Origin of the sequence: Streptomyces sp. bgisy159 (assembly GCF_965341775.1) — a bacterium.
Lineage (GTDB): Bacteria > Actinomycetota > Actinomycetes > Streptomycetales > Streptomycetaceae > Streptomyces.
Window position 1 is genome coordinate 1 of record NZ_CBDQZH010000001.1, and the last position, 24,733, is coordinate 24,733.

Below are 24,733 nucleotides of genomic sequence, written 5' to 3' on the forward strand. Positions count from 1 at the left end.
ACCCACCCGGCGCGGCGCGGCGCGGACAGGAACGCGAAAGCGGTCTGCTCCGCCTCGCTCCGCGTCCTCGCCATGACAGACGCCACAGGGCCTCGCTCGTCCCCGTCCGGACCCGTCCGGACGCCGCCGCCGACGCGGACCCGCCCCCGTACGGCCCGACCCGACGGCAAGGAATCCGTACGGGACGGTGGCGGATATCTGCCGGGGCCGGAACAGATTTCCGGGGTGGCGAGGTTAGGGTTGGGGCCGCAGGGTGCCGTCGGGCGGACCGCGGGCCCGGTGGGCCGGCGGGGCCGGCGCGGGACCCTCACCCTGTCCCCCGACGACGAAGGCTTCATGTCCGCCGCGAACTCCCCGGCCCACAACCTCGACGACGACGACTACCCCGCCTACACCATGGGCCGGGCCGCCGACATCCTCGGAACCACGCCCGCCTTCCTCCGGGCGGTCGGGGAGGCGGAACTCATCACCCCGCTGCGCTCCCGGGGCGGCCACCGGCGCTACTCCCGCTACCAGCTGCGCGTCGCCGCCCGGGTCCGCGCCCTCGTCGACCGGGGCACCCCGGTGGAGGCCGCCTGCCGGATCGTCGTCCTGGAGGATCAGCTGGAGGAGGCGCTGCGGCGGAACGAGGAGATGCGCCGCGGACCGGACGACGGTCCGGCCGAGTGAATATCTGTCGCGGCGGCAGCAGAATTACAGGCCGGGCGTCGCAGGATTTCTTTATTCCCTTCGGGTGAGAATCGAAATGTGTCCCGGCGCTTCGAGTTCGACCGTGTTACCGTGATAGCCGTTGCAGTTTGATTGCCGGAGATTTTTCACGGTCTTCCACAGGGTGATCATCGCGCGACCCGGGATCCGCACGGTGTGGATTCCGGAACTGCCCCTCAGGGAGATTCATATGGCATCTGGCACCGTGAAGTGGTTCAACGCGGAAAAGGGCTTCGGCTTCATCGAGCAGGACGGCGGCGGCGCCGACGTGTTCGCGCACTACTCGAACATCGCCACCTCCGGCTTCCGCGAGCTTCAGGAGGGCCAGAAGGTGACCTTCGACGTCACGCAGGGCCAGAAGGGCCCGCAGGCGGAGAACATCGTTCCCGCCTGACGCTGACGCATACCACGGGCCGGGGCCCGCGCTCTCGGAGCGCGGGCCCCGGCTTTTGTGCGCGCGGGGCTCGGCGAGCGCCCACGGCCACCCCCTCGGCAACCGTCGGCCTCCGGCCTCGGCCGGCGACCGACGCCACCACCTCGGCCACCCCGGCCTCAGCGAGCGCCCGGCACCTCCTCCGTCACGCCGTTCAGCGGGGAGGACGGATCGCTTCCGTACGGGCGGGTGAGTACCTCCAGGCCGTGCCCTGCCGGGTCGCGGAAGTACACTCCGCGGCCCCCGTCGTTGCGGTTGATCCGGCCGGGGTGCCGGCCCGCCGGGTCGGCCTGGACCGGGACGCCGTCCGCCACCAGGCGGGCGAGCACGCCGTCGAACTCCTCTTCGGACACGAGGAACGCGTAGTGCTGCACGGGTACGGGGACGTCGGTGTCGACGGTCGCGAAATCCAGCGTGACGCCGTTCGCGGTCGTCACGGGCAGGAACATCCCGGCCGGTTCCCCGACCTCCAGCCCCAGGATCCCGGCGAGAAAACGGGCGGACCTCTCCCGGTCGTGGGAGAGAACGATGGTGTGGTTGAACTCGACTGACACGGGTCAATGCCTCCACGGGCATCTCCACGGCGCCTCCATGCCTCACCCGGCCGGTGACCGACACGCGATGCCGCGCCGTGGATCGTAGACACCGGCGCCCCGGGACGTCGAGCGGTTTCCGGACGGACGGCTCGCCTCAGGGGTGACCGGCCACCGGCTCGGGCCGGTCCGGCAGGACGTGGGCGGTGAGCCACCGTGCCACGGACGGCGGGAAGGGGGCCGGCAGGCCCAGCACGATGTGGCGGAAGCCGGCGGCGAGGGCCGCGTCGACGGCGTGGCGGGTGCCGGCCGGGTCGGCGTAGTCGACGGGGAGGTGGATCGAACGGGTGAGGGTCGCCGGGTCGCGGCCGATCTCGGCGCAGCAGCGGTCGAGGAGGGCACTGCGGCGGACGGCGTCGTCGATGTCGCCGCCGGGGATGTTCCACAGGTCGGCATGGGCGGCGGCCACCCGCAGGGTGGCCAGGGAGCGTCCGCCGACGAGGATCGGCGGGTGCGGGCGCTGCACGGGTTTCGGGTTGCCGAACGCGCCGGTGAGCCGCACGTGGTCGCCGTGGAAGTCGAAGGGCTCGGTCTCGGTCCACAGGCGCCGGATCACCGTGCACGCCTCCGCGAGGCTCGCCACCGCCCGCTCGGTGTCGTGGAACGGCAGACCGTGGGCCGCGTACTCCCGCCGGGCCAGGGGGTGGCCCGGGCGGGAGCCGACGCCGATGCCGAAGTCGAGCCGGCCGCCGGAGACGATGTCGACCGTCGTGGCGATCTTCGCCAGCATCGCGGGTGGCCGGAAACGGTTGCTGGTCACCAGCACGCCGAGCCGCAGCCGGCGCGTGTGGGCCGCGAGGGCCGACAGCAGGGTCCAGCCCTCGTACGTCGGGCCGTCCGGGTCGCCGCCGATCGGCATGAGGTGGTCGAACAGCCAGGCGTGGTCGATCCCGGGTGTGGCGTCGGCTTCCCGCCACACGCGCAGGACGTCCTGGTAGTCGACCTGGGAGGGGGCGGTGAGGATGCCGAACGTGGGTCGCTGGGCGGGGGGTGACATGGAGGTCGGTCCTTTCGGCGGGGTGCAGGCGGGTGTCAGGGGCGGCGACGGAGGGACGGCGTGAGGAGGGCGGGCGGGGTGTCGGACTTCTCGTGGGCGGCGAGGTCGGTTCCGGGGGCGACGATCGCGTCGACGGCGTCCAGGACGTCGGCGGACAGCACGGTGTCGGCCGCGGCGAGCTGGGCGTGCAGGTGGGCGAGGGTGCGCGGGCCGATGAGGGCGCTGGTCACCCCCGGGTGGGCGGTGACGAACCCGAGGGCCAGCTGGATCATCGTCAGGCCGGCCTCGTCGGCGACCCGGGCCAGCCGTTCCACGGCGTCGAGCCGGGCCTGGTTCGCGGGCACGGTGAGGTCGAACCGGTCGGGCAGGATCCGGGAGCGGTGGGTGTCGACGTCGCGGCCCGCGCGGACCGCGCCCGACAGCCAGCCCGACGCCAGCGGGCTCCACGCCAGCACCCCGAGCCCGTACTCCTCGGCGACCGGCAGGACGTGGGCCTCGATGCCCCGCTGCAGGATCGAGTAGCTGGGCTGTTCGGTGACGTAGCGGCTCAGGCGGTGCTCGCGGGCGGCCCACTGCGCCTGCACGATGCGGTACGCCGGGAAGGTGGAGGAGCCGAAGTAGCGGATCTTCCCGGCGCGCTGAAGGTCCGTCAGGGCCGACAGCGTCTCCTCGTCGCCGGTGGTCGGGTCCCACCGGTGGATCTGGTAGAGATCGACGTGGTCGACGCCGAGGCGGCGCAGGCTGTCGTCCAGGGCGGTGACCAGCCAACGGCGCGAGCTGCCCCGGTGGTTGCGCTCGTCGCCCATCGGCATGGTCGCCTTCGTGGCCAGCACGATGTCCTCGCGCCGCCCGGCGACCGCCTTGCCGACCATCCGCTCCGACTCGCCCTCGCCGTACATGTCGGCGGTGTCGATGAGGTTGATCCCCGCCTCCAGGGCCGCGTCGACGAGGGCCGTCGCCTCCTCCTGTGTGGTGCGGCCGATCGGGCCGAAGTTCATCGCGCCGAGCGCGAGCGAGCTGACCTGCACACCGGTGCGGCCCAAGGTGCGGTACTGCATGACTGTGGTCCTCTGGTCGTGGGGGTGTCTGGGTGTCCGGCGTCTGGGTGTCCGGCGTCTGGGAGAATGAGAAACGGAACGGTGTTCCGGTACGCCCGTCGAGGACGATACGGAACGCTGTTCCGTTTTGGCAAGCGGGTACGGCGGTGACAGGGAGAGGGTTCGACGTGAACGAGAGCGGCAAGGGCGCGGAACCCGCGGTTCCGGCTCCGGCCCGGCGCAAGGACGCCCGGCGCAACAAGGAGGCGCTCCTGGAGGCGGCCGCCACCGTCTTCGTACACAAGGGCGTGGACGCACCGGTGCGGGAGGTCGCGGCGGCGGCGGGCGTCGGCCTGGGCACGATCTACCGGCACTTCCCGACCCGCGCGGAACTCATCATCGCCGTCTACCGCCACCAGGTCGACGCCTGCGCCGACGCCGGCCCCGCGCTGCTGGCGACCGCCGCCAGCCCGTACGCGGCGCTGGCGCAGTGGATCGACCGGTTCGTGGACTTCCTCGTCACCAAACACGGGCTGGCAGGCGTGATGCAGTCCGACAGCGCCGGCTTCGAGGCGCTGCACACCTACTTCCTCGACCGTCTGGTGCCGGTCTGCGCGGCGCTCCTGGAGGCTGCCGCCGACGCCGGAGAGATCCGCGCCGACCTCGACTCCTACGAGCTGATGCGCGGCGTCGGCAACCTCTGCGTCGGCGCCGACACCGACCCCCGCTACGACGCGCGCCGCCTGGTCGCCCTCCTGGTGGCGGGGCTGCGCCGACCGCTCTGAAGCCGAGGTCCCGGCATACGGCGGCGCGACCGACCGCCGGCCGCCTCGCCGTACGGGGCGGATGTGCTCATCCTGGACAGGGGGTCACCCGGTCATCCAGTCACCCGACCGGACACCGGGCCGGACACCGGGCCGGTCATCCGGTACGACGACGAGGCGGCGGGCCATGGGCATCGACGTGACCGTGCGGCGGGAGATCGCGCTGCCGCCCGAGCGGGTGGCCGCGTACGCCATGGACTGGCGGCACGACGCCGAGTGGACGCAGGGCATCCGCCGGGCGGAGCTGACACGGGAGGCGGACGGGGGCGGTTTCGGGACGGGCGCGGAGGTCACCCGGGCCGCCCGGTTCCTCGGGCGCCGCATCGACTACGTCCTGCGCGTCACCGCGTACGACCCGCCGTGGGTGCTGGACATGGAGTCCGTGGTCGCCCCGATGCCGATGCGTGTCACCTACTCCTTCCAGCCGTACCCGGGCGGCACCCTGGCCGCCATCAGGGTGCGCGGCGGGCCGGCCGGGCCGGCCCGCGTACTCGCCGGGCCGATGGCCCGGCAGGTGCGGCGCGCGCTCGGCAAGGACCTGCGGGACCTGGAGCGGCGGCTCACTCGTGACCAGGCCCCTTGATCACGGGCGTCGTCGGCGGTCACCGCCCGCGGCCCGCCCGGGTGTGCCGGGCGGGGCAGGGCCGCGCGGCCGTCCGGCCCCGCTCGCCCTCACCGCCCGGTCACGTCAGCGGTGCTCGGGGTTCTGCGCGTCGGGGCGGCAGCCCGCGTCCCACTGGGTGCGCTGGTTGCCGTGGGCGGGGATGCCGCCGGCCCGCTTGAGCAGGGCCGCCACGTGCATGAGGTTCCAGGTCATGAAGGCGGTGTTGCGGTTGGTGAAGTCGTTCTCGGGACCCCCCGAGCCCGGGTCGAGGTACGACGGACCGGGGCCGGCCGGGCCGATCCAGCCGGCGTCGGCCTGGGGCGGGACGGTGTAGCCCAGGTGCTGGAGGCTGTAGAGGACGTTCATCGCGCAGTGCTTGACACCGTCCTCGTTGCCGGTGATCAGACAGCCGCCGGCCCGGCCGTAGTAGGCGTACTGCCCGGCCTCGTTCAGCAGGGCGGAGCAGGCGTAGAGCCGCTCGATCACCTTCTTCGTCACCGAGCTGTTGTCACCGAGCCAGATCGGGCCGCAGAGCACCAGGATGTCGGCGGCCATCACCTTCTCGTACAGCGCCGGCCAGGCATCGGTGGCGAAGCCGTGCTCGGTCATGTCCGGGTAGACGCCGGGCGGGATGTCGTGGTCCACGGCCCGGACCACCTCAGTGGCCACGCCCTGGCCGTCCATCAGCGCCCGGCTCTTGTCGATCAGCCCCTGGGTGTGGCTGAGCTGCGGCGACGGCTTCAGTGTGCAGTTGACGTAGAGGGCGGTGAGGTCGTCGAACCGGTAGGGGTCGGGGACGGGAACGGTCATGCGGCTGCTCCTTCAACGCGGTCGCTCGGCGCGGGTCTCGGCGCGGGTCTCGGCGCAGCTTCTCGCGCCGCGTCCCTTTTGTCATTGATTGCCCCGCCGTGGTCATCAAGACGTCATTTCTCTCGGCGCCCTTTCTCTCGGCGCCCTTCCTCTCGGCGTCGCTGCGCGGCCCTCACCCGGAGTCGTTTCGCGGCCCTCACCCGGCGTCGCTGCGCGGTCTTCCCCCGGCGGCCTTTCGCGGCCTTCCTCCGGCGCCCCTGTGCGGTTCGCACCGGCGCCGGCCGCCGGCCGCCGAGTCGGCGGCCGGGCCTCACATCCCGCCCATGGAGGACCCCGAGTCCCGCAGCCCCGGCAGCAGCCACTCCTGGAACGGCTCGAACGGCGCGAGCACGGCCAGCACCAGGAAGGCCACGCCCATGACACGGCCCAGCGCCGGGCCCCGGGACCACAGCTTCTCCAGAAAGATCACCACGGAGAGCCCCGCCATCGCCGCGAGGTTCATCATGCCCAGCGGCACCAGGACCACCATCAGCCCGGCGCAGCAGCCCACGCAGTACGCACCGTGGTGGACACCCACCCGCAGATCCCTGACCGGCGGCCGGAAGCCGGCGTAGTGCACCAGGTGGCCCATGGGGTTGCGGCAGTGCCGCAGGCAGACGTGCTTCAGCGGTCCCAGCTGGTAGAGGCCGGCCAGGAGGAAGGCCGCGGACCCGATCCACCGCCCGGCGTCCGGGTGGCCGGCCACCACGTCGCCGGTCAGCGCCAGCACGCCGTACGCGAGCACGCCGAAGGCCGACCAGGCGATCAGATAACCGGTGACGACCTCGCCGGTCCGCAGGGCCCGGCTCCAGCCGGCGGACTGCCGGCCGATCCCGCGCACCCAGGTGATGGCCACCGGCGCCATCGACGGCAGCATCATCGCCGCCATCATCGTGACCCACAGCAGCAGGAACAGCGGGAGCGCCATCCCCATCGTGCCCGGCTCGACCCCCATCTCCCGGGCCTGCCCGGCCGTGAGGACCCACGCGGGTACGGCGATCAGCGAGACGAGGACCCAGGCGACGGCGAGTTCCCGCCTGGGCAGCAGCCCGGCGCCGCCCGCGCTCGGCGCGGACTCTCGACTGGGACGCATGGCGTGCCTCCTACGAGCCTCTCCAGCACACCACGCCATCGGTGCCCCCGCGAATCGGCGGAGACCTCCTCGACGGAATACCCCAGGGGGGTATATGGTTCCTGCTCGTGAGGCCGGGAACACCGGGCTCGCGCACACCACACCGGATGGGGGACGCAGGTCATGGAACACACCGCGCAGCAGGGGACACACGAGAGCCACGAGAACCACGGCGGCCGTGAGGCTCACGCCGGTCGTGACACGCACGGCACCGGCGCGGGCCACGCCGGCCACGGAAGCCACGAGGGCCACGGCCACGACAGCCATGCCCACGCCGACACGCACGCCCACGCCCACGCCCACGCCGGCCATGGCGGCACCTCCTGGGCCATGGCGATGAGGGCCACCCTGCACTGCCTCACCGGGTGCGCCGTCGGCGAGATCCTCGGCATGGTGATCGGCACCGCGCTCGGGTGGGGCAACGCGTCCACCATGGTCCTGGCCGTCGTGCTGGCGTTCGTCTTCGGCTACTCCCTCACCCTGTACGCGGTGGCGCGCGGCGGCCTGGACCTCAGGTCGGCCGTCCGGATCGCGCTGGCCGCCGACACCGTCTCGATCGCCGTGATGGAGCTCGCCGACAACGGCATCATCGCCCTGATACCGGACGCCATGGACGCCCAGCTGTCCGACGCCCTCTTCTGGTGGGCCCTGCTCGCCGGCTTCGCCGTGGCCTTCGCGGTCACCACCCCGGTGAACAAGTGGATGATCGGCCGCGGCAAGGGCCACGCGGTGGCCCACGCCCACCACCACTGACCGCGCCCGGACGGAGAGAGGGCCCCCGCCCGGCACGGGTGACGGCGGGGGATCAGTGGTGACGCGAGGACGTGCCGGTGCCGGCCCCGCCCGCCGGGTGGTAGAGCTCCCGGGCGCGGGCCAGGTCGACCGGCCCGTCCTGCGGCAGATGCAGGAAGAAGCCCAGCTGCCACGCCTGCGCCGTGCCGGCCTGGCGGTTGGGCGGGGTCACCCAGGGCGGGTAGACGCGGAAGGCCCGTTTCCCTCCGGTGCCGTTCGCCGACACGACACCGTGCCGGCGGAGCGCGTCCGGGGGAAGGACGAACTGGCCGAAGTGGTGGTCGTCGCGGGTGCTGATGACGAAGAGGTCGACGGGGTCCGTGACGTCGAAGGGCTGGATGGGCCCGGCCGGGGACCTCTTCCAGACGGTGACGAACTGGCCGGCCTTGGTGGGGGTCGTCCTGGCCGCGCGATACCGGACCGCGAGGCCGTCCAGGGTGAACGTGTGTGCGGCGTACTCGGCGCTCTCGGCCTCGGGCACCGGCAGCGAGCAGACGAACCCGCAGGGGTCGTAGACGAGCGCCTTCGCCGCCATGAGGTCCTGGTGTGCCGGAGCGCCGTCCGACCACGGCTCGGGACGGGGTTCGGCTGGGCGTTCGTGGTCCGTGGTCATGCGCCCACCCTGTCACGACGACTTTCAGACCAGCGGCGCGTCCCGGGGCACCAGCATCACCCGGTGGCGGTTGCAGTGGGCCGCGGCCGAGCCGCTGGGGGCCGTGCCGGGCCGTTCCCCCCGCGGAGCCTGGTGGGCCGGAAGGTTCGGGTGGGCCTGGTGGGCCTGGAGGGCCATGCTCACCAGGCTCAGCAGCAGGTGCACATCGGCATCGCAGTCGAGGTGGACGGTCACCCAACGGGAGCCCGGCAGCAGCCGTATGGCCGTGGAGGCGCGCAGGTCGGCGGCGAAACGGTGGATCGCGGAACCGGTGAGGTGCAGATCGACCTCGTGGTCCGAGTGGAAGTGGACTATCTCGGCGTGCGGGGTGCTCAGCGCCCGGCCCGTGCCGCAGGAGGCCGGACCTTCGGTGAGGTCGCGCCAGGTTTCCAGGTGAGCCATGGCTCGCTCGGCCGGAGTCATGGCACCCATCGTCGCCGCATCACCCCGGCGACACCAGACATTGAGCGAACCGTAACTCGGACGTGAGGCTTCCGCTTAAGCTGTCCCAACCCCGCGCGGGGGAAAGCCTTTTCGGCCGCCTCAGGGTCTCCCCGACGTATCCGGCTCGGTGCCGGGCCCCGGTGCGCCGGTCGCCGGGCTGGGCGTGCCCCCGTGGGACGTCGGCGACCCGCTCCGCTGACGCGAGGGGGTCGGGGCGGTCGTGGGGACCTCGCTAGCGGACGGCGTGCCGGGCGTCGGGACCACCGACGGCGAGAGCGTGGGCCGGGGGGTGTCGACCCCGCCGGAGAACGAGGGCGGCGGGGCCAGCGGCGGTGCCGGAGACACGGGGACATCGGAGCCACGCCCCAGCAGTACCGGTACCGCGACCAGCACCGCCACCACGCAGCCGACCCCCGCCGCCACCGCCGTACGGGCCAGCCTGCGCCGGTGTGCGGCCCGCCGGATCGCCTCGTAGCGGCCGGGCGGCGCGCCCAGGAACTCGGGACGGGGGCGCAGGATCACCGCGAGGGGGTCGTCCCCGGCCGCGAGTTGCTCGGCCGAAGCACCGCCGGGGTGACTCCCCTCACGGAGAGCCGCGTCGGGCAGACCCAGGTCCCCGAAGCCCCCGTCCGGCATACCCCTGCCGGGAAGCCCACCGCCGCTGCCGCCGTCACCACCGAGCCCACCACCGCCGGCCCCACCGTGGCTGGACCTGCCCCCCTCGGCCCCGCCACCGTGGAGTCCGTCGTCGTCGAGGCCGTCATCGTCGAGTCCGTCGTCAAAGCGTGCGGTCAAGGTCTCTCCTCAGGTGTGCGCGGAGCAGTTCCCGGGCCGCGTGGAGGTCGGCCTTGACGGTTCCTTCCTTCCGGCCGGTCAGCACGGACACCTCCCGGATCGGCATGTCAGCGTAGTAGTGCAGGAGGATCGGCACACGCAGTCGCTCCGGCAGCGACCGCACCAGCAGCCGGACCGCGGGATCGGCCTCCTCGCCCTGCGCCCGCACCACCGCCTCGGACCCCGCCCGCCGCACCGCGCTGCGCTCGCGCTCCAGCTTGCGCCAGTGGTCCCGGACGAGGTTCGCCGCCGTGACGTAGAGGAAGCCTCGCGGTTCCTCGACGGATGTCCACCGGGCCCAGAGCCGGGTGAACGCCTCCGACGCGATCTCATGAGCCGTCTCGTCGTCGTCCACCAGCCGACGGCACCAGCCCGCCAGCCGGGGGTAGAGGGCGGCGAACAACTCGGACGCCGCCCTGTCACGGGACCGTTTCAACGTTCTCCAGAATCAACGGGGTTGCGGACCATACTGCTGTCAGGCGACCAGCGCGGCGAACACGATGACGTTGTCCCGGTAACCGACGCCTCCACCGGCCCCCTCGGCGCCACCGGCCCCGGCGCCGCCGGTACGCGTGCGCGGCCCGCCGCAGGTGATCAGGCGGAGCTCGGGCCGGGCCACGTCCCCGTAGACCTCCGCCGTCGGGAAGTCGGCCTTCGCGACCGTCCGGACGGCGGTGACGGCGAACTCCGGTGCGCCGCCGTCGTCCAGGCGGGGCAGGATCCGGTCCCCCGGGCGCAGCCGCCCGAGGTTCTTGAAGACGCCGTCGCCGTAGGCGCCCACCGTGACGTGGCCGAGGATGACGGAGGGGCCGGTCCGGCCCGGCACCGGCGAGTACCGGTACCAGCCCGCCCGGTCGTCGTCGGTGACCGGCGGCACCTCCACCGTGCCGTCCGCCGCGAGCCCGAGGCGCAGCAGCGGGGTGTCGACACCGATGGCGGGGATTCTCAGCCGCACCGGACGCACCGCGCCGGGGCCGCCGGTTGCCCGGTCCGCCCCGGGGGCGGCGGGCGCCGACGGGGACGCGCCGCCGCGCGCGGTCCGCCGGCGGGCCGACGGCTCGACCGTCCCACCGCCGCCGCACCCCGTCAGCAGCACGCCCACGGTTCCCGCCGCCGCGACACCCAACCCGCGCCGGGAGAGCGGGGTCATGCTCCGCTCTCGGACATCCGCCTGCGCCGCCGCACGACGAAGACCAGCGCCCCGCCGGCCGCGACCGCCGCCGCACCGCCGGCCACCGCCCCGCCGCGGGTTCCGTCCGCCGGCCCCTCCGTGGCGACCCCGGTGTCGGGCGCCCCGGACGGCACGACGGCCACCTGCCCCGAGGGGGTGGAGGGTACGGGCGTCGGCACGGCGGTCGGCGCCGTGGTGGGGACGGGGCTCGCCGCCGGGTTCGCCTCGGACGGCACCACGCTCGGCACTGCGCTCGGCACCGTGCTCGGCACCGGGGTGGGCGCCGTCTTCGCCGTCGTCCCCGCCTCCGCCGGGGCCGGCACCGGCCCCCCGTCCGCGACCGCGGTCCCGGCTCCGGCCCCCAGCGCCGCCATCGCCGCGCACACAGCCGCCGCCATTGCCCACGTGGTTCGCCTCATCGGCTCGTTCCCCTTCGCTCGTCTCGTTCCGGCCGCGCTGAACGGCGATCGGACCGACCGCGCTGATCGCGCTGATCACCCCGACCGCGCTGATCGCCGCGGTCGGACCGGCCGCGCCTGATCGCGCAGACCGAGCCCAGAGACGAGCGAGCCCCGAGCCGCGTTGCAAAGAGATGGCAAAGCCCCGCAGCTTGTTCACATAGCTGAATGCTGATCACGTACGCGTCTATTGACGCGGGCACGCCACCCCTCCTACTTTCCGGAGAAAGCGCTTTCCAAGAGCCATCGCGGCACGGCACCCGCATGCCCGCCACCACCCCCTGGAGACGAAGATGCACCTGCGAACGACGCCCCGGCGAACGGCCTGCCTCGCACCGGCCCTCGCGTCCACCGCCCTCCTGGCCGGCACCCTCGTCGCCCTCACCGGCACCACGGCCGAAGCCGCGACCACCGCCTACGAGGCCGAGTCGTCCGCCGCCGTCTGCACCGGCACCATCGACTCCGACTGGTCCGGATACTCCGGCAGCGGCTTCTGCAACGGCACCAACACCGTCGGCGCCTACGCCCAGTTCACGGTGAACGCCCCGGCGGCCGGCACGGCGCAGCTCACCTTCCGCTTCGCCAACGGCACCGCCGGCGCCCGTCCCGCCGACCTGATCGTCAACGGGTCCACGGTGCAGTCCCCGTCGTTCGAGCCCACCGGCGCCTGGTCCACCTGGGCCACGAAGACGGTGTCCGTGTCCCTGAACGCGGGCGGCAACACCATCCGCCTGAACCCCACCGGCTCCGCCGGTCTGCCCAACCTCGACCGCCTCGACGTCGAGACCGGCGGCACGACCACCCCGCCCACCGGCGGCGCGCTCTACGTCGCGCCGAACGGCACCGACGGGGCGGCCGGCACCCGGTCCGCGCCCACCACGCTCACCTCGGCGATCAGCCGGGTCGGCTCCGGCGGCACCATCTACCTGCGCGGCGGAAGGTACGACCACTCCTCCACGATCACCATCCCGCAGGGCAACGACGGCACCTCCGGCGCCCGCACCACCCTGGCCGCCTACCCCGGCGAGACGCCGGTGCTGAACTTCTCCGGCCAGAGCGAGAGTTCGTCGAACCGCGGGCTCCAGCTGATGGCCTCGTACTGGCACGTCCAGGGCATCGTCGTCGAGCGCGCCGGCGACAACGGCATCTACATCGGCGGCAGCCACAACGTCGTCGAGCGGACGATCACCCGCTACAACCGGGACACGGGGCTGCAGCTCGGCCGGATCTCCTCCTCCACGCCGAGCAGCCAGTGGCCGTCCGACAACCTGATCCTCAGCGCCGAGTCGCACGACAACGCCGACTCCGACGGCGAGGACGCGGACGGCTTCGCCGCGAAGCTCACCACCGGCCCGGGCAACGTCTTCCGGTACGCCGTCTCGCACAACAACATCGACGACGGCTGGGACCTCTACACCAAGACGGCCACCGGCCCCATCGGCCCGGTGACCATCGAGTACTCCCTGTCCTACGGCAACGGCACGCTCAGCGACGGCACCGTGAACGGCAACGGCGACCGCAACGGCTACAAGCTGGGCGGCGACGGCATCGCGGTCGACCACGTCGTCCGGCACAGCATGGCCTACAAGAACGGCAAGCACGGGTTCACCTGGAACAGCAACCCGGGCAGGATGGCCGTCTCCGCCAACCTCAGCATCGACAACGCCACCCGCAACTTCTCCTTCGACAACGGCAGCACCGCGGTGTACCGCGACAACACGTCGTGCCGGTTCACCGTCAGCGGCTCCAACGACAAGACGGTCGGCGACGCCGACGGCTCCAACCAGTTCTGGACCGGCTCCAACGGCTCCCGCTGCTCGGCGTACTCGGGTGCCCTCGGCTGGTCCTACGCCTCGGACGGCCACCTGGTCGTGACGCTCGGCGGCAGGCAGATCACGCTGTAGCCCCGCGCCCTCACTCCACCTCGGCCGGTCCCGGCGGCGGCGAAAAAGTCGCCACCCGATTGATCGGACCGGCCGCCGGATCCGTACTCTCCTGTGTTCCGGCCACGAGAACCGTCCCAGTGGAGGCCTGATGCCCGTCACACGCAAGCTGGCAGGATCCGTCCTGGTGGCGGGTGCGCTGACGTTGACCGTCGCATCGCTGGCGTACCCGACGATGCTCGGCGTGCAGAAGACGACGGCCAACAAGGACCGGATCGTCCGCGAAACCCCCTACGGGCCGCTCACCGAGGCCGACCGCGACTTCGTCGTCAAGGTGCGGGCGGCCGGGCTGTGGGAGTACCCGCTCGGGGAACTGGCGATGGAGAAGGGGTCCACGCCGCAGATGAAGGAGGCGGGGGCGCATCTCGTCGTGGGGCACGCGGGCCTCGACGACCTGTGCCGCAAGATCGCGCCCGAGCTGGACATCGACCTGCCCAACCAGGCGAGCCCCCAGCAGCAGCAGTTCGTGGCGACGTCCGCGGCGTTGTCGGGGCGGCAGTTCGACAGCACCGCCGCCAACATCATGCGCGTCACCCACGGCCAGATCTTCCCGGTCATCGCCAAGGTCCGCGCCAACACCGAGAACACCCTGGTCCGGCAGCTCGCCGACCTCGCCAACGACACGGTGCTGGACCACATCACCGTTCTGGAGAAGACCGGCGTCGTCAACTTCGACCAGGTCAACCTCCAGCAGACCAGCCCGCCCAACCTCCCCGCCGACCAGCTCACCCCGCCGCCGCCGCAGCCCGGCTCCCCCATCGTCGTCCTCACCGCGCGCCCGGACCTCAACGTCAACACCAGGTCCCCGGCCCCCACTCCGGCACCGTCGGCGGGCTGAACCCGGCCTCTGTCGACCGGTGTTCGCGGGTGTATCAGCCGGCGGTGCGGACCTCCGCCCCGTTCGTTCGCTCAGGACGCACGCGGCGCCCGTCAGCAGGGAGCAGGTCCTTGGCCCGGCGGTGGGGGAACGGACCGGCGGACCGTCGACCAGGGGGGCGGGTTCGCGGGGCACCGTCGGGCGCCCGCCCATGTCGACGCGCGCCATGAGTTCGGCCACCCGCGCCCACGGAAACGTCCCGCCCGCGCCCCCGCCCGTTGCGGAAGCGGGCGACGCCCTGACCGACGGCGGGCGTGCGCGGCCCGCCGGCTCCGGGATCGGCCCCGGCTCCCCCGGGTGTCGCCCGAGAGGCTTACGGAGTGGTGACGTGGTGTCGTGGCTCGGGGTGCCGGGGGCCGGGGCGGCCTAGCGTGGGGGGATGCGCGTACTGGTCACCGGCGGTGCCGGTTTCATCGGGTCACATGTGGTGGATGCCCTGCGGGAGCGGGGACATGAGGCGGTCGTGTACGACGTGCGGGGTGAGCCGGCGCGGGACGTGCGGGATCCCGCCGCCGTCGCGGAGGCGCTGGACGGCGTCGACGCGGTGTGTCACCAGGCGGCGATGGTCGGGCTCGGCAACGGGGTCGCGGACGCCGCCGAGTACGTCTCGCGCAACGACCTGGGCACGGCCGTACTGCTCGCCGCCATGGCCGACGCGGGCGTACGGCACCTCGTGCTGGCCGGGTCGATGGTCGTGTACGGGGAGGGGCGCTACGAGTGCCCCCGGCACGGTGTCGTCCGGCCTGGGCCGCGTGCCGTCGAGGAGCTGGACGCGGGACGGTTCGAGCCGCTGTGCCCGGAGTGCAAGGAGGACCTGGTGCCGGGGCTGGTCGGCGAGGACGCTCCCGCCGACCCGCGCAACGTGTACGCCACCACCAAGCTGGCCCAGGAGCACCTGGCCGCCGCGTGGGCCCGGTCGACCGACGGCAGCGCGGTCTCGCTGCGCTACCACAACGTGTACGGGCCGCGGATGCCCCGCGACACCCCGTACGCCGGTGTCGCCTCCTTCTTCCGCTCCTCCCTCGCCCACGGCCGCCCGCCCCGCGTGTACGAGGACGGCCGGCAGCGGCGCGACTTCGTGCACGTCCGGGACGTGGCCGCCGCCAACGTGGTCGCGCTGGAGGCGGGGGTCGCGGGCGAGACGCCCGGCGGGGTGCTCGCCGCCTACAACACGGGCAGCGGCGACCCGCACACCGTCGGCGAGATGGCCGAGGCGCTGGCCGCCGCCGCCGGTGGCCCCGCCCCGGCCGTCACCGGGGAGTACCGGCTGGGCGACGTACGGCACATCACCGCCGACTCCTCCCGGCTGCGCGCCGCCTTCGGCTGGCGGCCCGAGGTCGCCTTCGCGGACGGGATGCGGGAGTTCGCCCGGTCCGAGTGACCGGGAGGCGGCTCGTCCGAGTGACGGGGCCGCGCCTCACGCCCGCTGCGCCACCGGCAGGGTCACCTCGAAGCGGCAGCCGCCCGGGATGTTGCGGACGGTGGCGCTGCCCCGGTGGGCCTCCACGATGCCCCGCACGATGGCCAGGCCCAGTCCGGCTCCGGCCGGCGGGGTCCGTGCGTCGGTGCCCCGCCAGCCGGTGTCGAAGACACGGGGCAGGTCCTCGGCGGGGATGCCGCCGCAGCCGTCGGTGACCGACAGGACGACGCCCTCGTCGGAGCTCTCCGCGGCGATCATGACGGTGCCGTCGGCGGGGGTCCGGCGGATCGCGTTGACCAGCAGGTTCCCCAGGACCCGGCTCATCTCCTTGCCGTCCACCTCGACCGGCACCGGGTCCACCCGCTGCCCCACCAGCCGTACGCCGTACTCGCGGGCCAGCGGGTCGACGCCGGCGAGGGCGTCGCCGACCAGGTCGTACAGGGATATCCGGCTGGGGCTGAGCGGCAGGGTGCCCGCGTGGATGCGGGACAGTTCGAAGAGGTCGCCGACCATGTCGTTGAGGCGTTCCACCTCGGTGCGGATCTGGCGCAGATAGCGGTGCGGGTCGGCGGCGACGCCGTCCTCCAGCGCCTCCGACATGGCGCGCAGACCGGCCAGCGGGGTGCGCAGGTCGTGCGAGATCCAGGCGACCAGTTCCCGCCGGGACGTCTCCAGGGCCCGCTCCCGCTCCCGCGACTCGGCGAGCCTGGCGCTGGTCGCCGCCAGTTCCCGGCTGAGCGCGGCCAGTTCGGCGGTGGCGGGCGCGGCCGGCGCGGCGAACTCGCCGTCGCCGAACGACCGTGCCGCGACGGCGAGTTCGCGGCTGCTCGCCACCACCCAGCGGCCCAGCAGCAGCGCGGTGAGGAGAGAGACCACGGCCGCCATCGCCACCACGGTGGTGACGACGGTCAGGTCGTGCGGGGAGAGGAACATCGCCCAGGCGACGGCGAGGGTGCCCGCGAGCATGGCGGTCACGCCCACGGCCGCCACCACGGCCAGCGACGCGGTCAGCGAGCGGCGGCGGACCAGCCGCAGCACGGCCGCGCCGGCCAGACCGGTGGCGGCGGCCCCGGCGAACGCGTAGAGGGCGATGAGGAGGGTGTCGCGCATGCTCAGGCCGCCCCTTCCGCGCCGGCCGGGTCGAAGCGGTAGCCGACGCCCCACACCGTCTGGATGAGGCGGGGGCGGGCGGGATCGTCCTCGACCTTGCCGCGCAGCCGCCGCACGTGGACGGTGACGGTGGACAGGTCGCCGAAGTCCCAGCCCCACACCTCGCGCATCAGGTCCTCCCGGCTGTAGGCCTGTCCCGGGTGGCGCAGGAAGAACGCGAGGAGGTCGAACTCGCGCAGGGTGAGGGCGAGTTCGGTGCCGCGCTTGGTGGCGCGGCGGGCGGCCGGGTCGACGGTCAGGCCGGCCGCGCCCAGCGGCCGGGCGCCGGGGCGGGCCGGACCGCCGTCACGGGGGCGGGTGCGGCGCAGCACCGACTCCACGCGCAGCACCAGTTCGCGGGGGCTGAACGGCTTGGTGACGTAGTCGTCGGCGCCGACCTCCAGGCCGAGGATCCGGTCGTCCTCGTCGCCGCGCGCGGTGAGCATGATGACCGCGACCGGGGCTCCCCGGTCGCGCATCCGGCGGCACACCTCCAGGCCGTCCATGCCGGGCAGCATCAGGTCCAGTACCACCAGGTCGGGCCGGTGGGCGGCGGCGCGGGTCAGGGCCGTCGGGCCGTCGTCGGCGCGGTCGACGACGTAACCGGCGCGGTCGAGGTATCCGGCGACGACCTCGGCGACGGTGGGGTCGTCGTCGACGACCAGGACACGGGACCCCGCGTGCGCCGGGGTGTCCTCGCGGGGCGGCTGGTACGGCTGCTGGTGCATGCCTCCAGCGTCGCACCGTGCCCGCCCGCGCGGGGGACCCTCACGGCGACGTCCGCGTTTCGTAAGGACCGCATGTCCGGATTGCCGGTTTTGCATTCGTAGGGTGAACCCCGTGACGACCTCACCACCGACGCAGGACGTCGACGTCGTGCTGCCCTGTCTCAACGAGGCCGAGGCCCTTCCCTGGGTCCTCGGCCGTATCCCGGACGGCTGGCGCGCGATCGTCGTGGACAACGGCTCCACCGACGGCTCCGCCGACCTCGCCCGCTCCCTCGGCGCCACCGTGGTGCACGAGGAGCGCCGGGGCTTCGGCGCCGCCTGCCACGCCGGGCTGACCGCCGCGACCGCCGACGTCGTCTGCTTCTGCGACTGCGACGCGTCCCTCGACCCCGGGCTGCTGGTGCCCTTCGTGCGGGAGGTGAGCGACGGCGACGCCGACCTCGTGCTCGGCCGGCGGCGCCCACAGGCCCGGGGCGCCTGGCCGGCCCACGCGCGCGCCGGCAACCTCGCCCTCTCCCGCATGCTGCGGCGCCGGACCGGAGTGCGCCTGCACGACATCGGGCCGCTGCGGGCCGCCCGCCGCGACCGGTTGCTCGGCCTCGGCCTCACGGACCGGCGCAGCGGCTATCCGCTGCAGATGGTCGTGCGGGCCGCCGACTCCGGGTGGCGGATCCGCGAGTACGACGTGCCCTACCGGCCGCGCACCGGAAAGTCCAAGGTCACGGGGACGTGGCGCGGGACGTGGCAGGCGGTCCGGGACATGAGCCGGGTCCTCTCCGAGGGGGCGGTCCGGTGAGGCGCCGTGGCGCGCCCGAGTCGTCCTCGCCCCGGCCGCCCTCACCCCGATTGTTCGCGTCCCGATTGTTCGCGTCCCGGTCGTTCGCGTCCCGGTCGTTCGCGTCCCGGTCGTTCGCGTCCCGGTCGTTCGCGTCCCGGTCGTTCGCGTCCCGGTCGTTCGCGTCCCGGTCGTTCGCGGACGGGCCGCCCCCGGGCGGGGCGCCCTCCGTCCCAGTCAACCCGCACCCCACCGAACGGAGCGCCCGATGACCACCTTGCTCGTCATCGCCAAAGAGCCCCTGCCCGGGCGGGTGAAGACGCGGCTGACGCCGCCCTTCAGCCCCGTCGAGGCCGCCGCGCTCGCGGAGGCCGCGCTGGCCGACACGCTCGACGCCGTGGCGGCGGCGCCCGCCGCCCGGCGGGTCCTGGTGCTCGACGGCGAGCCCGGCCCCTGGCTGCCGCCCGGCTTCGAGGTCGTACGGCAGTGCGCGGGCGGGCTCGACGAACGGCTGGCGCACGCGTTCGCGCGCCACGCGGGCGGGCCGGCACTGCTCATCGGGATGGACACCCCGCAGGTCACCCCGGAGCTGCTGACCGTCGGCTTCGCGGACTGCGACGCCTGGTTCGGGCCGGCGGCCGACGGCGGCTTCTGGGCGCTGGGCCTGGCCACACCCGACCCGGCGCTGCTGCGCGGCGTGCCGATGTCGACGGCGCACACCGGCGCCGCGCAGCGCGAGCGGCTGACGGCGGCGGGGCTGCGGGTGCGGGAGCTGCCGTGCCTGCGGGACGTGGACACCGCCACCGACGCCGAGGAGGTCGCCGCGCTGGCCCCGGACGGCCGCTTCGCCGCCCGGCTCGCCGCCCTCGCCGCGCCCGTTCCGGCGGGCCGCCGATGAGCAGCGCCCCCGAACTCACCGTCCCCGCCCCCGCCTGGGCGGCCTCCGACCCGTACGCCACCGCCCTGCGCGCCGGTCGCGGCCCCCTCTTCCTTCGCCGCACCGACGGCTGGCTGCTGCCGCTGGAGGTCGAACGGTGGTGTGCCCGGGCCGACCTGGTGGACCGGGCCGTGCTCGACCGCTGCGAGGGCGCCGTCCTCGACGTGGGCTGCGGCCCGGGCCGGCTGGTCGCCGAGCTGGCGGCGCGCGGCCGTACCGTCCTCGGCATCGACGTCAGCGAGGCGGCCGTCGCCCACACCGAGGCTCTCGGCGGGCAGGCGCTGCGCCGCTCGGTGTTCGACCCGCTGCCCGGCGAGGGCCGCTGGGGCACCGTCCTGCTGATGGACGGCAACATCGGCATCGGCGGCGACCCGCGCGCCCTCCTGGACCGAGCGGCCCGGCTGCTCGCCCCGGGCGGGCTGCTGATCGCCGAGACGGCGCCCGTGGACATCGACGAGCGCGCCCACGTGCAGGTCGTCGACGTCGCCGACGCCGACGCGCCCGACGCCCCGTTCCCGTGGGCGCGCCTGGGCACACCGGCCCTCCTGCGGTACGCCCGCGGCTGGCGGCGGGCCGGTCAGTGGAGCGCCGGGGGACGCTGCTTCGCCGCTCTGCGCACCCGCACCGCCAGCAGCAGCGCCGAACCGGCGAAGAGCACGCCGGTGATAAGCAGCCAGTGGGCGAGGAACGGCTCCGTCGACAGCCCGGACGCCGCCCGGTAACGGCGGTCCACCGAGCCGCTGATCAGCGGCCACCACACCAGGAGCAGCAGCGCGGACAGCGCCGCCGGCACCCGCACGTACAGCGCCCACTCGCGGCGCCGTGCGGCGCCGAAGCCGCGCAGGACGGCCCGGTCGGCGAGCGCGTACACCGGGAGCAGCACGAGGTCGTGCAGCAGCGCGGCGCCGACGAACCACACCGCCACCCCGAACCAGTCGTCGGCGAACAGCCGCACCCCCGCGTACCCGGCGAGCGCGAACGAGGCCGCCAGCAGAAGGATCTGGAAGGGGCTGCCGAGCGGCAGCCGGACGGCGGGCCGCGTCCTCAGCACCTTCAGCGCCCTCTCCTTCAGAGCCCTCGCCCTCAGCACCGTCGTCTTGCGTGCCCTCGTCCTCAGTGCCGTCATCACAGGTCTCCGAAGGTCATCCGGGCCACCCACTTGGTGTTCAGCACCCCGGGCGCGGCGGGCACGATCACCCGGGCCGGGTGGCCGTGGTCGGGGGACAGTTCCTCGCCGTTGACGTGCAGGGCGAGCAGGGAACGCGGGTCGGCGACCTGGTTGGCGCGCAGCGCGGCCCGGCGGAAGGCGCCGCGCCGCTGCAGGGACTCCACCAGGACGTCCGGCGGATCACCGTCGTACCCCACGAGCGCGGCCAGGTCCCGCAGCCGCACCCCGCGCCACCACTGGTCCGAGGTCGACCAGCCCTCGACACAGGCGATCGGCAGCGCCGAGCTGTGCTGGGGGAGCCGGAGCAGATCGGCCCGGCCGAGCCGGACCGTCGCGCCGTCCCGGCCGACGACGACCAGCCGCCACGCCTCGTCGGTGGTCTCGGCCGGCACGATGCCCGCGTAGGCGGCCGTCTTGTTGATCTGGAAGCCGTTCGGGCCGCTGCCCGGCTCGGCTCCGCCGTGCGGGGCGAGCAGCGCGGTGCGCCGCAGCGGACCGTCGAAGTTGCGCCCGACGCTGGTCAGGAACATCAGCAGCGAGCCTCCGCCGACGAACCACAGCGCCCCGCGCCGGGAGACCGTCGGCGGCTCGGGGCGCGGCGAGACGAGATCGCTGTCCCCGTCCGCGCGCCCGGCGGTCCGGCCGGCCTCGGCGGTCGTCCGGACGGCCTGACCGGCCTGACCGGCCTGACCGGCCCGGTCGGACTCGCCGGACTCACCCGCCTGGCTGGACTCTCCGGTTTGGCCGGGCTCTCCGGCTTGGCCGGACTCACCGGTGCGGCCGGACTCGGTGCGCATCCGCCGTACGTTCCGTACCGCCGTCGGCAGCTTCAGCGCCGCGTGCGCGAGGAACGCCGCGAAGAACACCCACGCGCCGTAGAAGTGCAGCGGGTAGAAGGAGCCGGGGAACACGTACTCCAGCTGGACGTTGAGCACGCCGGTCGTGAACTCGAAGAGCGCGCCCCCGACCAGCAGCAGCAGCGACAGCCGCTCCAGCGCGTGGGCGAGGGAGCGGGCCGGGGGCAGGGTGAACAGCCTCGGCACCACCGACCACAGCTTGGCCAGCAGCACCGGGATGAGCACCAGCCCGAGGGTGACGTGGACACCCTGGTTGAGCCGGTACAGCCAGGGCGGGTCGGTCGGCCAGGAGAACAGGTAGAAGCCGAGGACGCCCTTGTCCGGCGTCATGTCGTTCACCGGCGAGAGGTCCGGGTTGTAGGCGGCGTACGAGACGAGCCCGGTCACGAACAGCACGGTGATGCCGACGAGGAGGACGAGCCCGAGCACCGAGGTGAACCAGGGTCCGCGCAGCGGGCTGCGCCAGAAGCCGGGCGAGGTGGGAAGCCGGAGGCGAGGGTCGCGCATGCCTCGACCGTAGGCCGGGAGAGGGCCCGAAAAGCCCCTGCGACCCATGACGAAACGCTGACGTCCGCCGTGTGCGCCACCCATCGGAGCGCCGTCCGCCCTAGCGTGCCGGGTGTGATCCCCACACAGCCACGATCCGGCACAGACACCGACACGACCACCACCACGGGCACCGATCCCGGCACGGGCGCCGGGAAGCGCCCGGGAACCGGTACCGGCGCCCGCTCCGCGCGACGCGACCTGTGGGCCGCCACCGCCGCCGCCCTGCTGGTGACGGCGGCGATCGTCGTCGGCCGGCACATCGAGGACACCGAGCACACCCTCTACGTGCACTGGGCGCCCCTGGCGGCGACGTGGGACCCGCACCTGGGCCCCGGCACCCCGGCCGCCGTCCTGGTGGCCGGGGCCACGATCGCCTACGGCCCCCGGCTGGCCGACCGGCTGCCGTGGCGGGCGCTGCTGGCGGCGGCGTGGGGGACGGCGCTGGCCTGGATCTGGTCGCTGGCCCTGATCGACGGCTGGCACCGGGGCATCGCGGTCCGGCTCACCACCCGGTTCGAGTACCTCCAGGTCGTGCCGGACCGCTGGCGGGACATCCCGGCGACGCTGCGGACCTTCACCGACCACATCCTGATCGGCGCCCCCGACAACTGGCCCGCCCACGTCGCCGGGCACCCGCCCGGCGCCACGCTCACCTTCGTCCTCCTCGACCGGATCGGGCTGGGCGGGGGCGGCTGGGCCGGGGTCTGGTGCGTCACCCTCGGTTCGACGGCGTGCCTGGCGGTGCTGGTGGCGGTCCGGGCGCTGGCCGGCGAGGCGCTGGCCCGGCGGGCGGCGCCGTTCCTGGTGCTGGCGCCGGCCGCGGTGTGGCTGGGCGCCTCGGCGGACGCCTACTTCGCGGCGGTGGCCGCGTGGGCGGTCGCCACGCTCGCCCTGGCGCTCACCCGCCGGTCCGCGGCGTGGGCGGCCCTGTCCGGGCTGCTCTTCGGCCTGACCTGCTACCTCTCGTACGGTCTGACGCTGTTCGCGCTGATCGCCGGCGCCGTCCTGCTGCTGGGCCGGCGCGGTCTGCGCGCCCGGGGCCTCGCCCTGCTGCCGCCGCTGCTGGCCGGGCTGGCGGTCGTGCCGGTGGCGTTCACCGTGGCCGGTTTCTCCTGGTACGAGGGGTACGACACCCTGGTCACCCGCTACTACCAGGGCGCCGGCGGGGTCCGCCCGTACTCCTACTGGGTGTGGGCCAACCTGGCGTGCACGGTGCTGATCACCGGCCTGGCGACCGCGGCCGGCCTGGGCCGCGCGGCCGGCGCCCTGCGCGCCCCCGCGACTCCCGCGGCGCGCCGCCTGGCCGTCCTGACGGGGGCGGCGCTGCTGGCCGTGGTGGCCGCCGACCTGTCCGGCATGAGCAAGGCGGAGACGGAGCGCATCTGGCTGCCGTTCGCGATGTGGCTGCTCCCGGCGGGCGCGTTCCTGTCCCGGCCCCGCGCCTGGCTGGCGGCCCAGGCGGTCGTCGCGCTGCTGCTGAACCACCTGCTGTACACGGACTGGTGACGGGCGGGTGAGCCGCCGTCCACAGCCTGTGGACGAACGTCCGCACCACGGGAACGCACGGCGGCTGACCCGGCACTCCGTCAAGCCCCCTGAAAATCAGGCCTGTTGGTTTTCCCTAAACAACCTTGACCCCTCAACGCGCGCGAACTTACGTTCGGTTGCCCCTTACTGAACGGAGTGCAGCGTGACGTTACGAACCCAGCACGGCACGGCCCGGCAAGGACTGCGCAGCCGAGTCGCCGCCTCCCTCGCGACCCTCGCCCTGGCGGCCCTCTCCCTCACCGGAGCGGCCTCGACCGCCCCGGCCGCCGCCACGGAACCCCTCGCCGCCACCACGAGAGCGCCCGTCGACCTCCCCGGCGTGAACGGTCTGAGCCGGACCGCCCAGGAACGAGCCGTGGCCGGCTACTGGACCCCCGAGCGCACGGCCGAGGCCCTCCGCAACGGCACGCGTGACGACGGCGCCGGCACCCGGGACGACGGCACCCGCACCGCCGCCCGCGCCGCCGCCACCGCTGACGCGCGGGCCCTGGACGCCGGCCCCGGCCTCGACCCGGTCGGGAAGATCCTCTTCAACTACGCCGGCGGCTCACCCGGCTCCTGCTCGGGCACGGTGGTGAACACCCCGGCCGAGACCCTGGTGATCACCGCGGGCCACTGCCTGTACAGCGACGACGGCTGGCACAAGAACATCGCCTTCGTCCCCGCCTACGACGGCACCGAACCGCTCGGCGTGTTCACCGCCTGGAACATCGCCGTCGACCCCAAGTGGAGCACCGAGGAGGACGAGCGCTACGACTACGGAGTCGTCATCACCCACGACAACGCGGCCGGGGAGACGGCGGCCGACGCGGCGGGCGCCTTCGACGTCGCGATCGACCGGGGCACCGTCAACCCCGTGACCATCGTGGGCTATCCGGCGGTGGACGGGTACGACGGACGGCACCAGGAGTTCTGCGAGAGCATCAGCGAGCCCTCCCTGCCGCCCCGCGACGTGATCACCGCCGACTGCTCGAACATGCGGCAGGGCGCGAGCGGCGGGCCCTGGCTGATCGACTACGACCCGGCGGAGGAGATCGGCGACATCTACGGCGTCAACGGCCAGGCCAACGAGGTACTCGTCACCACCTGCAAGTTCACCCAGCGCACCCTGGACTTCGTCGTGCTGATGGACCAGCTCGCCGCCGCCCGGCCCTAGGGTGCTTCCGTCGCGACGCCGCGGAGGTCCGTCGAGAGGACCTCGGCGATGCCTCAGCCGGGTCCAGGGCTGTCCGGTGACGGCACGGAAGGAGCAGC

27 protein-coding genes are annotated in these 24,733 nt (G+C 73.8%); 13 read left to right on the forward strand and 14 right to left on the reverse strand.

Annotated features, from left to right (window positions below; translation table 11 throughout):
* Window positions 1-336 precede the first annotated feature (336 nt).
* Both ACSLTV_RS00005 and ACSLTV_RS00010 read left to right on the forward strand, forming a co-directional pair.
* The gene (locus ACSLTV_RS00005; RefSeq protein ID WP_432133682.1) at window positions 337-669 is read left to right on the forward strand and encodes a MerR family transcriptional regulator; all 333 of its coding nucleotides are present in this window, start codon (window positions 337-339) and stop codon (window positions 667-669) included.
* Window positions 670-898: 229 nt separating this feature from the next.
* Window positions 899-1,102 (forward strand): cold-shock protein, encoded by a 204-nt coding sequence (locus ACSLTV_RS00010; RefSeq protein ID WP_007383480.1) that lies wholly within the window; start codon window positions 899-901, stop codon window positions 1,100-1,102.
* Window positions 1,103-1,260: 158 nt separating this feature from the next.
* On the opposite strand, the gene ACSLTV_RS00015 is transcribed toward ACSLTV_RS00010, so the two are convergent.
* From ACSLTV_RS00015 to ACSLTV_RS00025, 3 genes are all read right to left on the reverse strand, one after another.
* On the reverse strand, window positions 1,261-1,695 hold the full coding sequence (locus ACSLTV_RS00015; protein WP_432133681.1) for a VOC family protein: 435 nt from the start codon (window positions 1,693-1,695) through the stop codon (window positions 1,261-1,263).
* Between the two features lie 136 nt (window positions 1,696-1,831).
* Window positions 1,832-2,731, reverse strand: coding sequence for an LLM class flavin-dependent oxidoreductase (locus ACSLTV_RS00020; RefSeq protein WP_432157503.1), 900 nt, complete (start codon window positions 2,729-2,731; stop codon window positions 1,832-1,834).
* Window positions 2,732-2,766: 35 nt separating this feature from the next.
* Window positions 2,767-3,789: an aldo/keto reductase gene (locus ACSLTV_RS00025; RefSeq protein ID WP_432133679.1), complete on the reverse strand. Its 1,023-nt coding sequence runs from the start codon at window positions 3,787-3,789 to the stop codon at window positions 2,767-2,769.
* A 167-nt stretch (window positions 3,790-3,956) separates the two neighbouring features.
* On the opposite strand from ACSLTV_RS00025, the gene ACSLTV_RS00030 reads away from it, so the two are divergent.
* Window positions 3,957-4,553, forward strand: coding sequence for a TetR/AcrR family transcriptional regulator (locus ACSLTV_RS00030; protein ID WP_432133678.1), 597 nt, complete (start codon window positions 3,957-3,959; stop codon window positions 4,551-4,553).
* A gap of 166 nt (window positions 4,554-4,719) precedes the next feature.
* The gene (locus ACSLTV_RS00035; protein WP_435611391.1) at window positions 4,720-5,175 is read left to right on the forward strand and encodes an SRPBCC family protein; all 456 of its coding nucleotides are present in this window, start codon (window positions 4,720-4,722) and stop codon (window positions 5,173-5,175) included.
* A 105-nt stretch (window positions 5,176-5,280) separates the two neighbouring features.
* Here the strand turns inward: ACSLTV_RS00035 and ACSLTV_RS00040 are convergent, their stop codons facing one another.
* Window positions 5,281-6,006, reverse strand: a complete 726-nt coding sequence (locus ACSLTV_RS00040; RefSeq protein WP_432133676.1) for a flavodoxin family protein — start codon at window positions 6,004-6,006, stop codon at window positions 5,281-5,283.
* 310 nt (window positions 6,007-6,316) lie between these two features.
* On the reverse strand, window positions 6,317-7,138 hold the full coding sequence (locus ACSLTV_RS00045) for a DUF2182 domain-containing protein (RefSeq protein WP_432133675.1): 822 nt from the start codon (window positions 7,136-7,138) through the stop codon (window positions 6,317-6,319).
* 162 nt (window positions 7,139-7,300) lie between these two features.
* Between ACSLTV_RS00045 and ACSLTV_RS00050 the strand changes: the two genes are divergently transcribed.
* On the forward strand, window positions 7,301-7,930 hold the full coding sequence (locus ACSLTV_RS00050) for a DUF4396 domain-containing protein (protein WP_435611392.1): 630 nt from the start codon (window positions 7,301-7,303) through the stop codon (window positions 7,928-7,930).
* Window positions 7,931-7,982: 52 nt separating this feature from the next.
* On the opposite strand, the gene ACSLTV_RS00055 is transcribed toward ACSLTV_RS00050, so the two are convergent.
* The 6 genes from ACSLTV_RS00055 to ACSLTV_RS00080 all read right to left on the reverse strand — a co-directional run bounded on the left by ACSLTV_RS00055 (window position 7,983) and on the right by ACSLTV_RS00080 (window position 11,489).
* Window positions 7,983-8,582 carry a MepB family protein gene (locus ACSLTV_RS00055; RefSeq protein ID WP_435611393.1) on the reverse strand — a complete coding sequence of 200 codons (600 nt, stop codon included), beginning with the start codon at window positions 8,580-8,582 and terminating at the stop codon, window positions 7,983-7,985.
* Between the two features lie 24 nt (window positions 8,583-8,606).
* A complete protein-coding gene (locus ACSLTV_RS00060; protein WP_432133672.1) occupies window positions 8,607-9,044 on the reverse strand; it encodes a luciferase family protein in 438 nt (145 codons plus the stop codon).
* A 120-nt stretch (window positions 9,045-9,164) separates the two neighbouring features.
* Complete coding sequence (locus ACSLTV_RS00065) at window positions 9,165-9,860, reverse strand: hypothetical protein (RefSeq protein ID WP_432133671.1); 696 nt, start codon at window positions 9,858-9,860, stop codon at window positions 9,165-9,167.
* A complete protein-coding gene (locus ACSLTV_RS00070; RefSeq protein ID WP_432133670.1) occupies window positions 9,844-10,335 on the reverse strand; it encodes an RNA polymerase sigma factor in 492 nt (163 codons plus the stop codon). The genes ACSLTV_RS00065 and ACSLTV_RS00070 overlap by 17 nt, the downstream gene beginning before the upstream one ends.
* A gap of 39 nt (window positions 10,336-10,374) precedes the next feature.
* Window positions 10,375-11,049, reverse strand: a complete 675-nt coding sequence (locus ACSLTV_RS00075) for a class F sortase (protein ID WP_432133669.1) — start codon at window positions 11,047-11,049, stop codon at window positions 10,375-10,377.
* Window positions 11,046-11,489, reverse strand: coding sequence for a sortase-dependent protein (locus ACSLTV_RS00080; RefSeq protein WP_435611394.1), 444 nt, complete (start codon window positions 11,487-11,489; stop codon window positions 11,046-11,048). Before ACSLTV_RS00080 ends, ACSLTV_RS00075 begins: the two co-directional genes overlap by 4 nt.
* 332 nt (window positions 11,490-11,821) lie before the next feature.
* Here ACSLTV_RS00080 and ACSLTV_RS00085 point away from each other — a divergent pair, with 332 nt between their 5' ends.
* From ACSLTV_RS00085 to ACSLTV_RS00095, 3 genes are all read left to right on the forward strand, one after another.
* Window positions 11,822-13,432 (forward strand): carbohydrate-binding protein, encoded by a 1,611-nt coding sequence (locus tag ACSLTV_RS00085; protein WP_435611395.1) that lies wholly within the window; start codon window positions 11,822-11,824, stop codon window positions 13,430-13,432.
* A 130-nt stretch (window positions 13,433-13,562) separates the two neighbouring features.
* Window positions 13,563-14,309, forward strand: a complete 747-nt coding sequence (locus ACSLTV_RS00090; protein WP_432133666.1) for a DUF4142 domain-containing protein — start codon at window positions 13,563-13,565, stop codon at window positions 14,307-14,309.
* 418 nt (window positions 14,310-14,727) lie between these two features.
* Window positions 14,728-15,729, forward strand: a complete 1,002-nt coding sequence (locus ACSLTV_RS00095; protein ID WP_432133665.1) for an NAD-dependent epimerase/dehydratase family protein — start codon at window positions 14,728-14,730, stop codon at window positions 15,727-15,729.
* A gap of 36 nt (window positions 15,730-15,765) precedes the next feature.
* Here the strand turns inward: ACSLTV_RS00095 and ACSLTV_RS00100 are convergent, their stop codons facing one another.
* Window positions 15,766-16,878 carry a sensor histidine kinase gene (locus ACSLTV_RS00100; protein WP_435611396.1) on the reverse strand — a complete coding sequence of 371 codons (1,113 nt, stop codon included), beginning with the start codon at window positions 16,876-16,878 and terminating at the stop codon, window positions 15,766-15,768.
* Window positions 16,879-16,880: 2 nt separating this feature from the next.
* Window positions 16,881-17,645 carry a response regulator transcription factor gene (locus tag ACSLTV_RS00105; protein ID WP_432133663.1) on the reverse strand — a complete coding sequence of 255 codons (765 nt, stop codon included), beginning with the start codon at window positions 17,643-17,645 and terminating at the stop codon, window positions 16,881-16,883.
* Window positions 17,646-17,748: 103 nt separating this feature from the next.
* Between ACSLTV_RS00105 and ACSLTV_RS00110 the strand changes: the two genes are divergently transcribed.
* The 3 genes from ACSLTV_RS00110 to ACSLTV_RS00120 all read left to right on the forward strand — a co-directional run bounded on the left by ACSLTV_RS00110 (window position 17,749) and on the right by ACSLTV_RS00120 (window position 20,079).
* The gene (locus ACSLTV_RS00110) at window positions 17,749-18,441 is read left to right on the forward strand and encodes a glycosyltransferase family 2 protein (RefSeq protein ID WP_432133662.1); all 693 of its coding nucleotides are present in this window, start codon (window positions 17,749-17,751) and stop codon (window positions 18,439-18,441) included.
* A 247-nt stretch (window positions 18,442-18,688) separates the two neighbouring features.
* A complete protein-coding gene (locus tag ACSLTV_RS00115) occupies window positions 18,689-19,318 on the forward strand; it encodes a TIGR04282 family arsenosugar biosynthesis glycosyltransferase (protein ID WP_435611397.1) in 630 nt (209 codons plus the stop codon).
* On the forward strand, window positions 19,315-20,079 hold the full coding sequence (locus tag ACSLTV_RS00120) for a class I SAM-dependent methyltransferase (RefSeq protein WP_435611398.1): 765 nt from the start codon (window positions 19,315-19,317) through the stop codon (window positions 20,077-20,079). The genes ACSLTV_RS00115 and ACSLTV_RS00120 overlap by 4 nt, the downstream gene beginning before the upstream one ends.
* 403 nt (window positions 20,080-20,482) lie before the next feature.
* Here the strand turns inward: ACSLTV_RS00120 and ACSLTV_RS00125 are convergent, their stop codons facing one another.
* The gene (locus ACSLTV_RS00125; RefSeq protein ID WP_435611399.1) at window positions 20,483-21,889 is read right to left on the reverse strand and encodes a molybdopterin-dependent oxidoreductase; all 1,407 of its coding nucleotides are present in this window, start codon (window positions 21,887-21,889) and stop codon (window positions 20,483-20,485) included.
* Between the two features lie 240 nt (window positions 21,890-22,129).
* On the opposite strand from ACSLTV_RS00125, the gene ACSLTV_RS00130 reads away from it, so the two are divergent.
* Complete coding sequence (locus tag ACSLTV_RS00130) at window positions 22,130-23,437, forward strand: hypothetical protein (RefSeq protein ID WP_432133734.1); 1,308 nt, start codon at window positions 22,130-22,132, stop codon at window positions 23,435-23,437.
* Window positions 23,438-23,621: 184 nt separating this feature from the next.
* Entirely contained in the window at window positions 23,622-24,635 is a 1,014-nt protein-coding gene (locus tag ACSLTV_RS00135; protein WP_432133658.1) for a trypsin-like serine peptidase, read from the forward strand.
* The last annotated feature ends 98 nt before the right edge of the window (window positions 24,636-24,733 follow it).

What these genes read in the sequence shown, in the direction of transcription:
- ACSLTV_RS00005 (WP_432133682.1), top strand. Translation starts at nt 337, where the DNA reads ATGTCCGCCGCGAACTCCCCGGCCCACAACCTCGACGACGACGACTAC.
- ACSLTV_RS00010 (WP_007383480.1), top strand. Translation starts at nt 899, where the DNA reads ATGGCATCTGGCACCGTGAAGTGGTTCAACGCGGAAAAGGGCTTCGGC.
- ACSLTV_RS00020 (WP_432157503.1), bottom strand. Translation starts at nt 2,731, where the DNA reads ATGTCACCCCCCGCCCAGCGACCCACGTTCGGCATCCTCACCGCCCCC.
- ACSLTV_RS00025 (WP_432133679.1), bottom strand. Translation starts at nt 3,789, where the DNA reads ATGCAGTACCGCACCTTGGGCCGCACCGGTGTGCAGGTCAGCTCGCTC.
- ACSLTV_RS00035 (WP_435611391.1), top strand. Translation starts at nt 4,720, where the DNA reads ATGGGCATCGACGTGACCGTGCGGCGGGAGATCGCGCTGCCGCCCGAG.
- ACSLTV_RS00040 (WP_432133676.1), bottom strand. Translation starts at nt 6,006, where the DNA reads ATGACCGTTCCCGTCCCCGACCCCTACCGGTTCGACGACCTCACCGCC.
- ACSLTV_RS00045 (WP_432133675.1), bottom strand. Translation starts at nt 7,138, where the DNA reads ATGCGTCCCAGTCGAGAGTCCGCGCCGAGCGCGGGCGGCGCCGGGCTG.
- ACSLTV_RS00050 (WP_435611392.1), top strand. Translation starts at nt 7,301, where the DNA reads ATGGAACACACCGCGCAGCAGGGGACACACGAGAGCCACGAGAACCAC.
- ACSLTV_RS00055 (WP_435611393.1), bottom strand. Translation starts at nt 8,582, where the DNA reads ATGACCACGGACCACGAACGCCCAGCCGAACCCCGTCCCGAGCCGTGG.
- ACSLTV_RS00060 (WP_432133672.1), bottom strand. Translation starts at nt 9,044, where the DNA reads ATGACTCCGGCCGAGCGAGCCATGGCTCACCTGGAAACCTGGCGCGAC.
- ACSLTV_RS00075 (WP_432133669.1), bottom strand. Translation starts at nt 11,049, where the DNA reads ATGACCCCGCTCTCCCGGCGCGGGTTGGGTGTCGCGGCGGCGGGAACC.
- ACSLTV_RS00080 (WP_435611394.1), bottom strand. Translation starts at nt 11,489, where the DNA reads ATGAGGCGAACCACGTGGGCAATGGCGGCGGCTGTGTGCGCGGCGATG.
- ACSLTV_RS00085 (WP_435611395.1), top strand. Translation starts at nt 11,822, where the DNA reads ATGCACCTGCGAACGACGCCCCGGCGAACGGCCTGCCTCGCACCGGCC.
- ACSLTV_RS00090 (WP_432133666.1), top strand. Translation starts at nt 13,563, where the DNA reads ATGCCCGTCACACGCAAGCTGGCAGGATCCGTCCTGGTGGCGGGTGCG.
- ACSLTV_RS00095 (WP_432133665.1), top strand. Translation starts at nt 14,728, where the DNA reads ATGCGCGTACTGGTCACCGGCGGTGCCGGTTTCATCGGGTCACATGTG.
- ACSLTV_RS00100 (WP_435611396.1), bottom strand. Translation starts at nt 16,878, where the DNA reads ATGCGCGACACCCTCCTCATCGCCCTCTACGCGTTCGCCGGGGCCGCC.
- ACSLTV_RS00105 (WP_432133663.1), bottom strand. Translation starts at nt 17,645, where the DNA reads ATGCACCAGCAGCCGTACCAGCCGCCCCGCGAGGACACCCCGGCGCAC.
- ACSLTV_RS00115 (WP_435611397.1), top strand. Translation starts at nt 18,689, where the DNA reads ATGACCACCTTGCTCGTCATCGCCAAAGAGCCCCTGCCCGGGCGGGTG.
- ACSLTV_RS00120 (WP_435611398.1), top strand. Translation starts at nt 19,315, where the DNA reads ATGAGCAGCGCCCCCGAACTCACCGTCCCCGCCCCCGCCTGGGCGGCC.
- ACSLTV_RS00125 (WP_435611399.1), bottom strand. Translation starts at nt 21,889, where the DNA reads ATGCGCGACCCTCGCCTCCGGCTTCCCACCTCGCCCGGCTTCTGGCGC.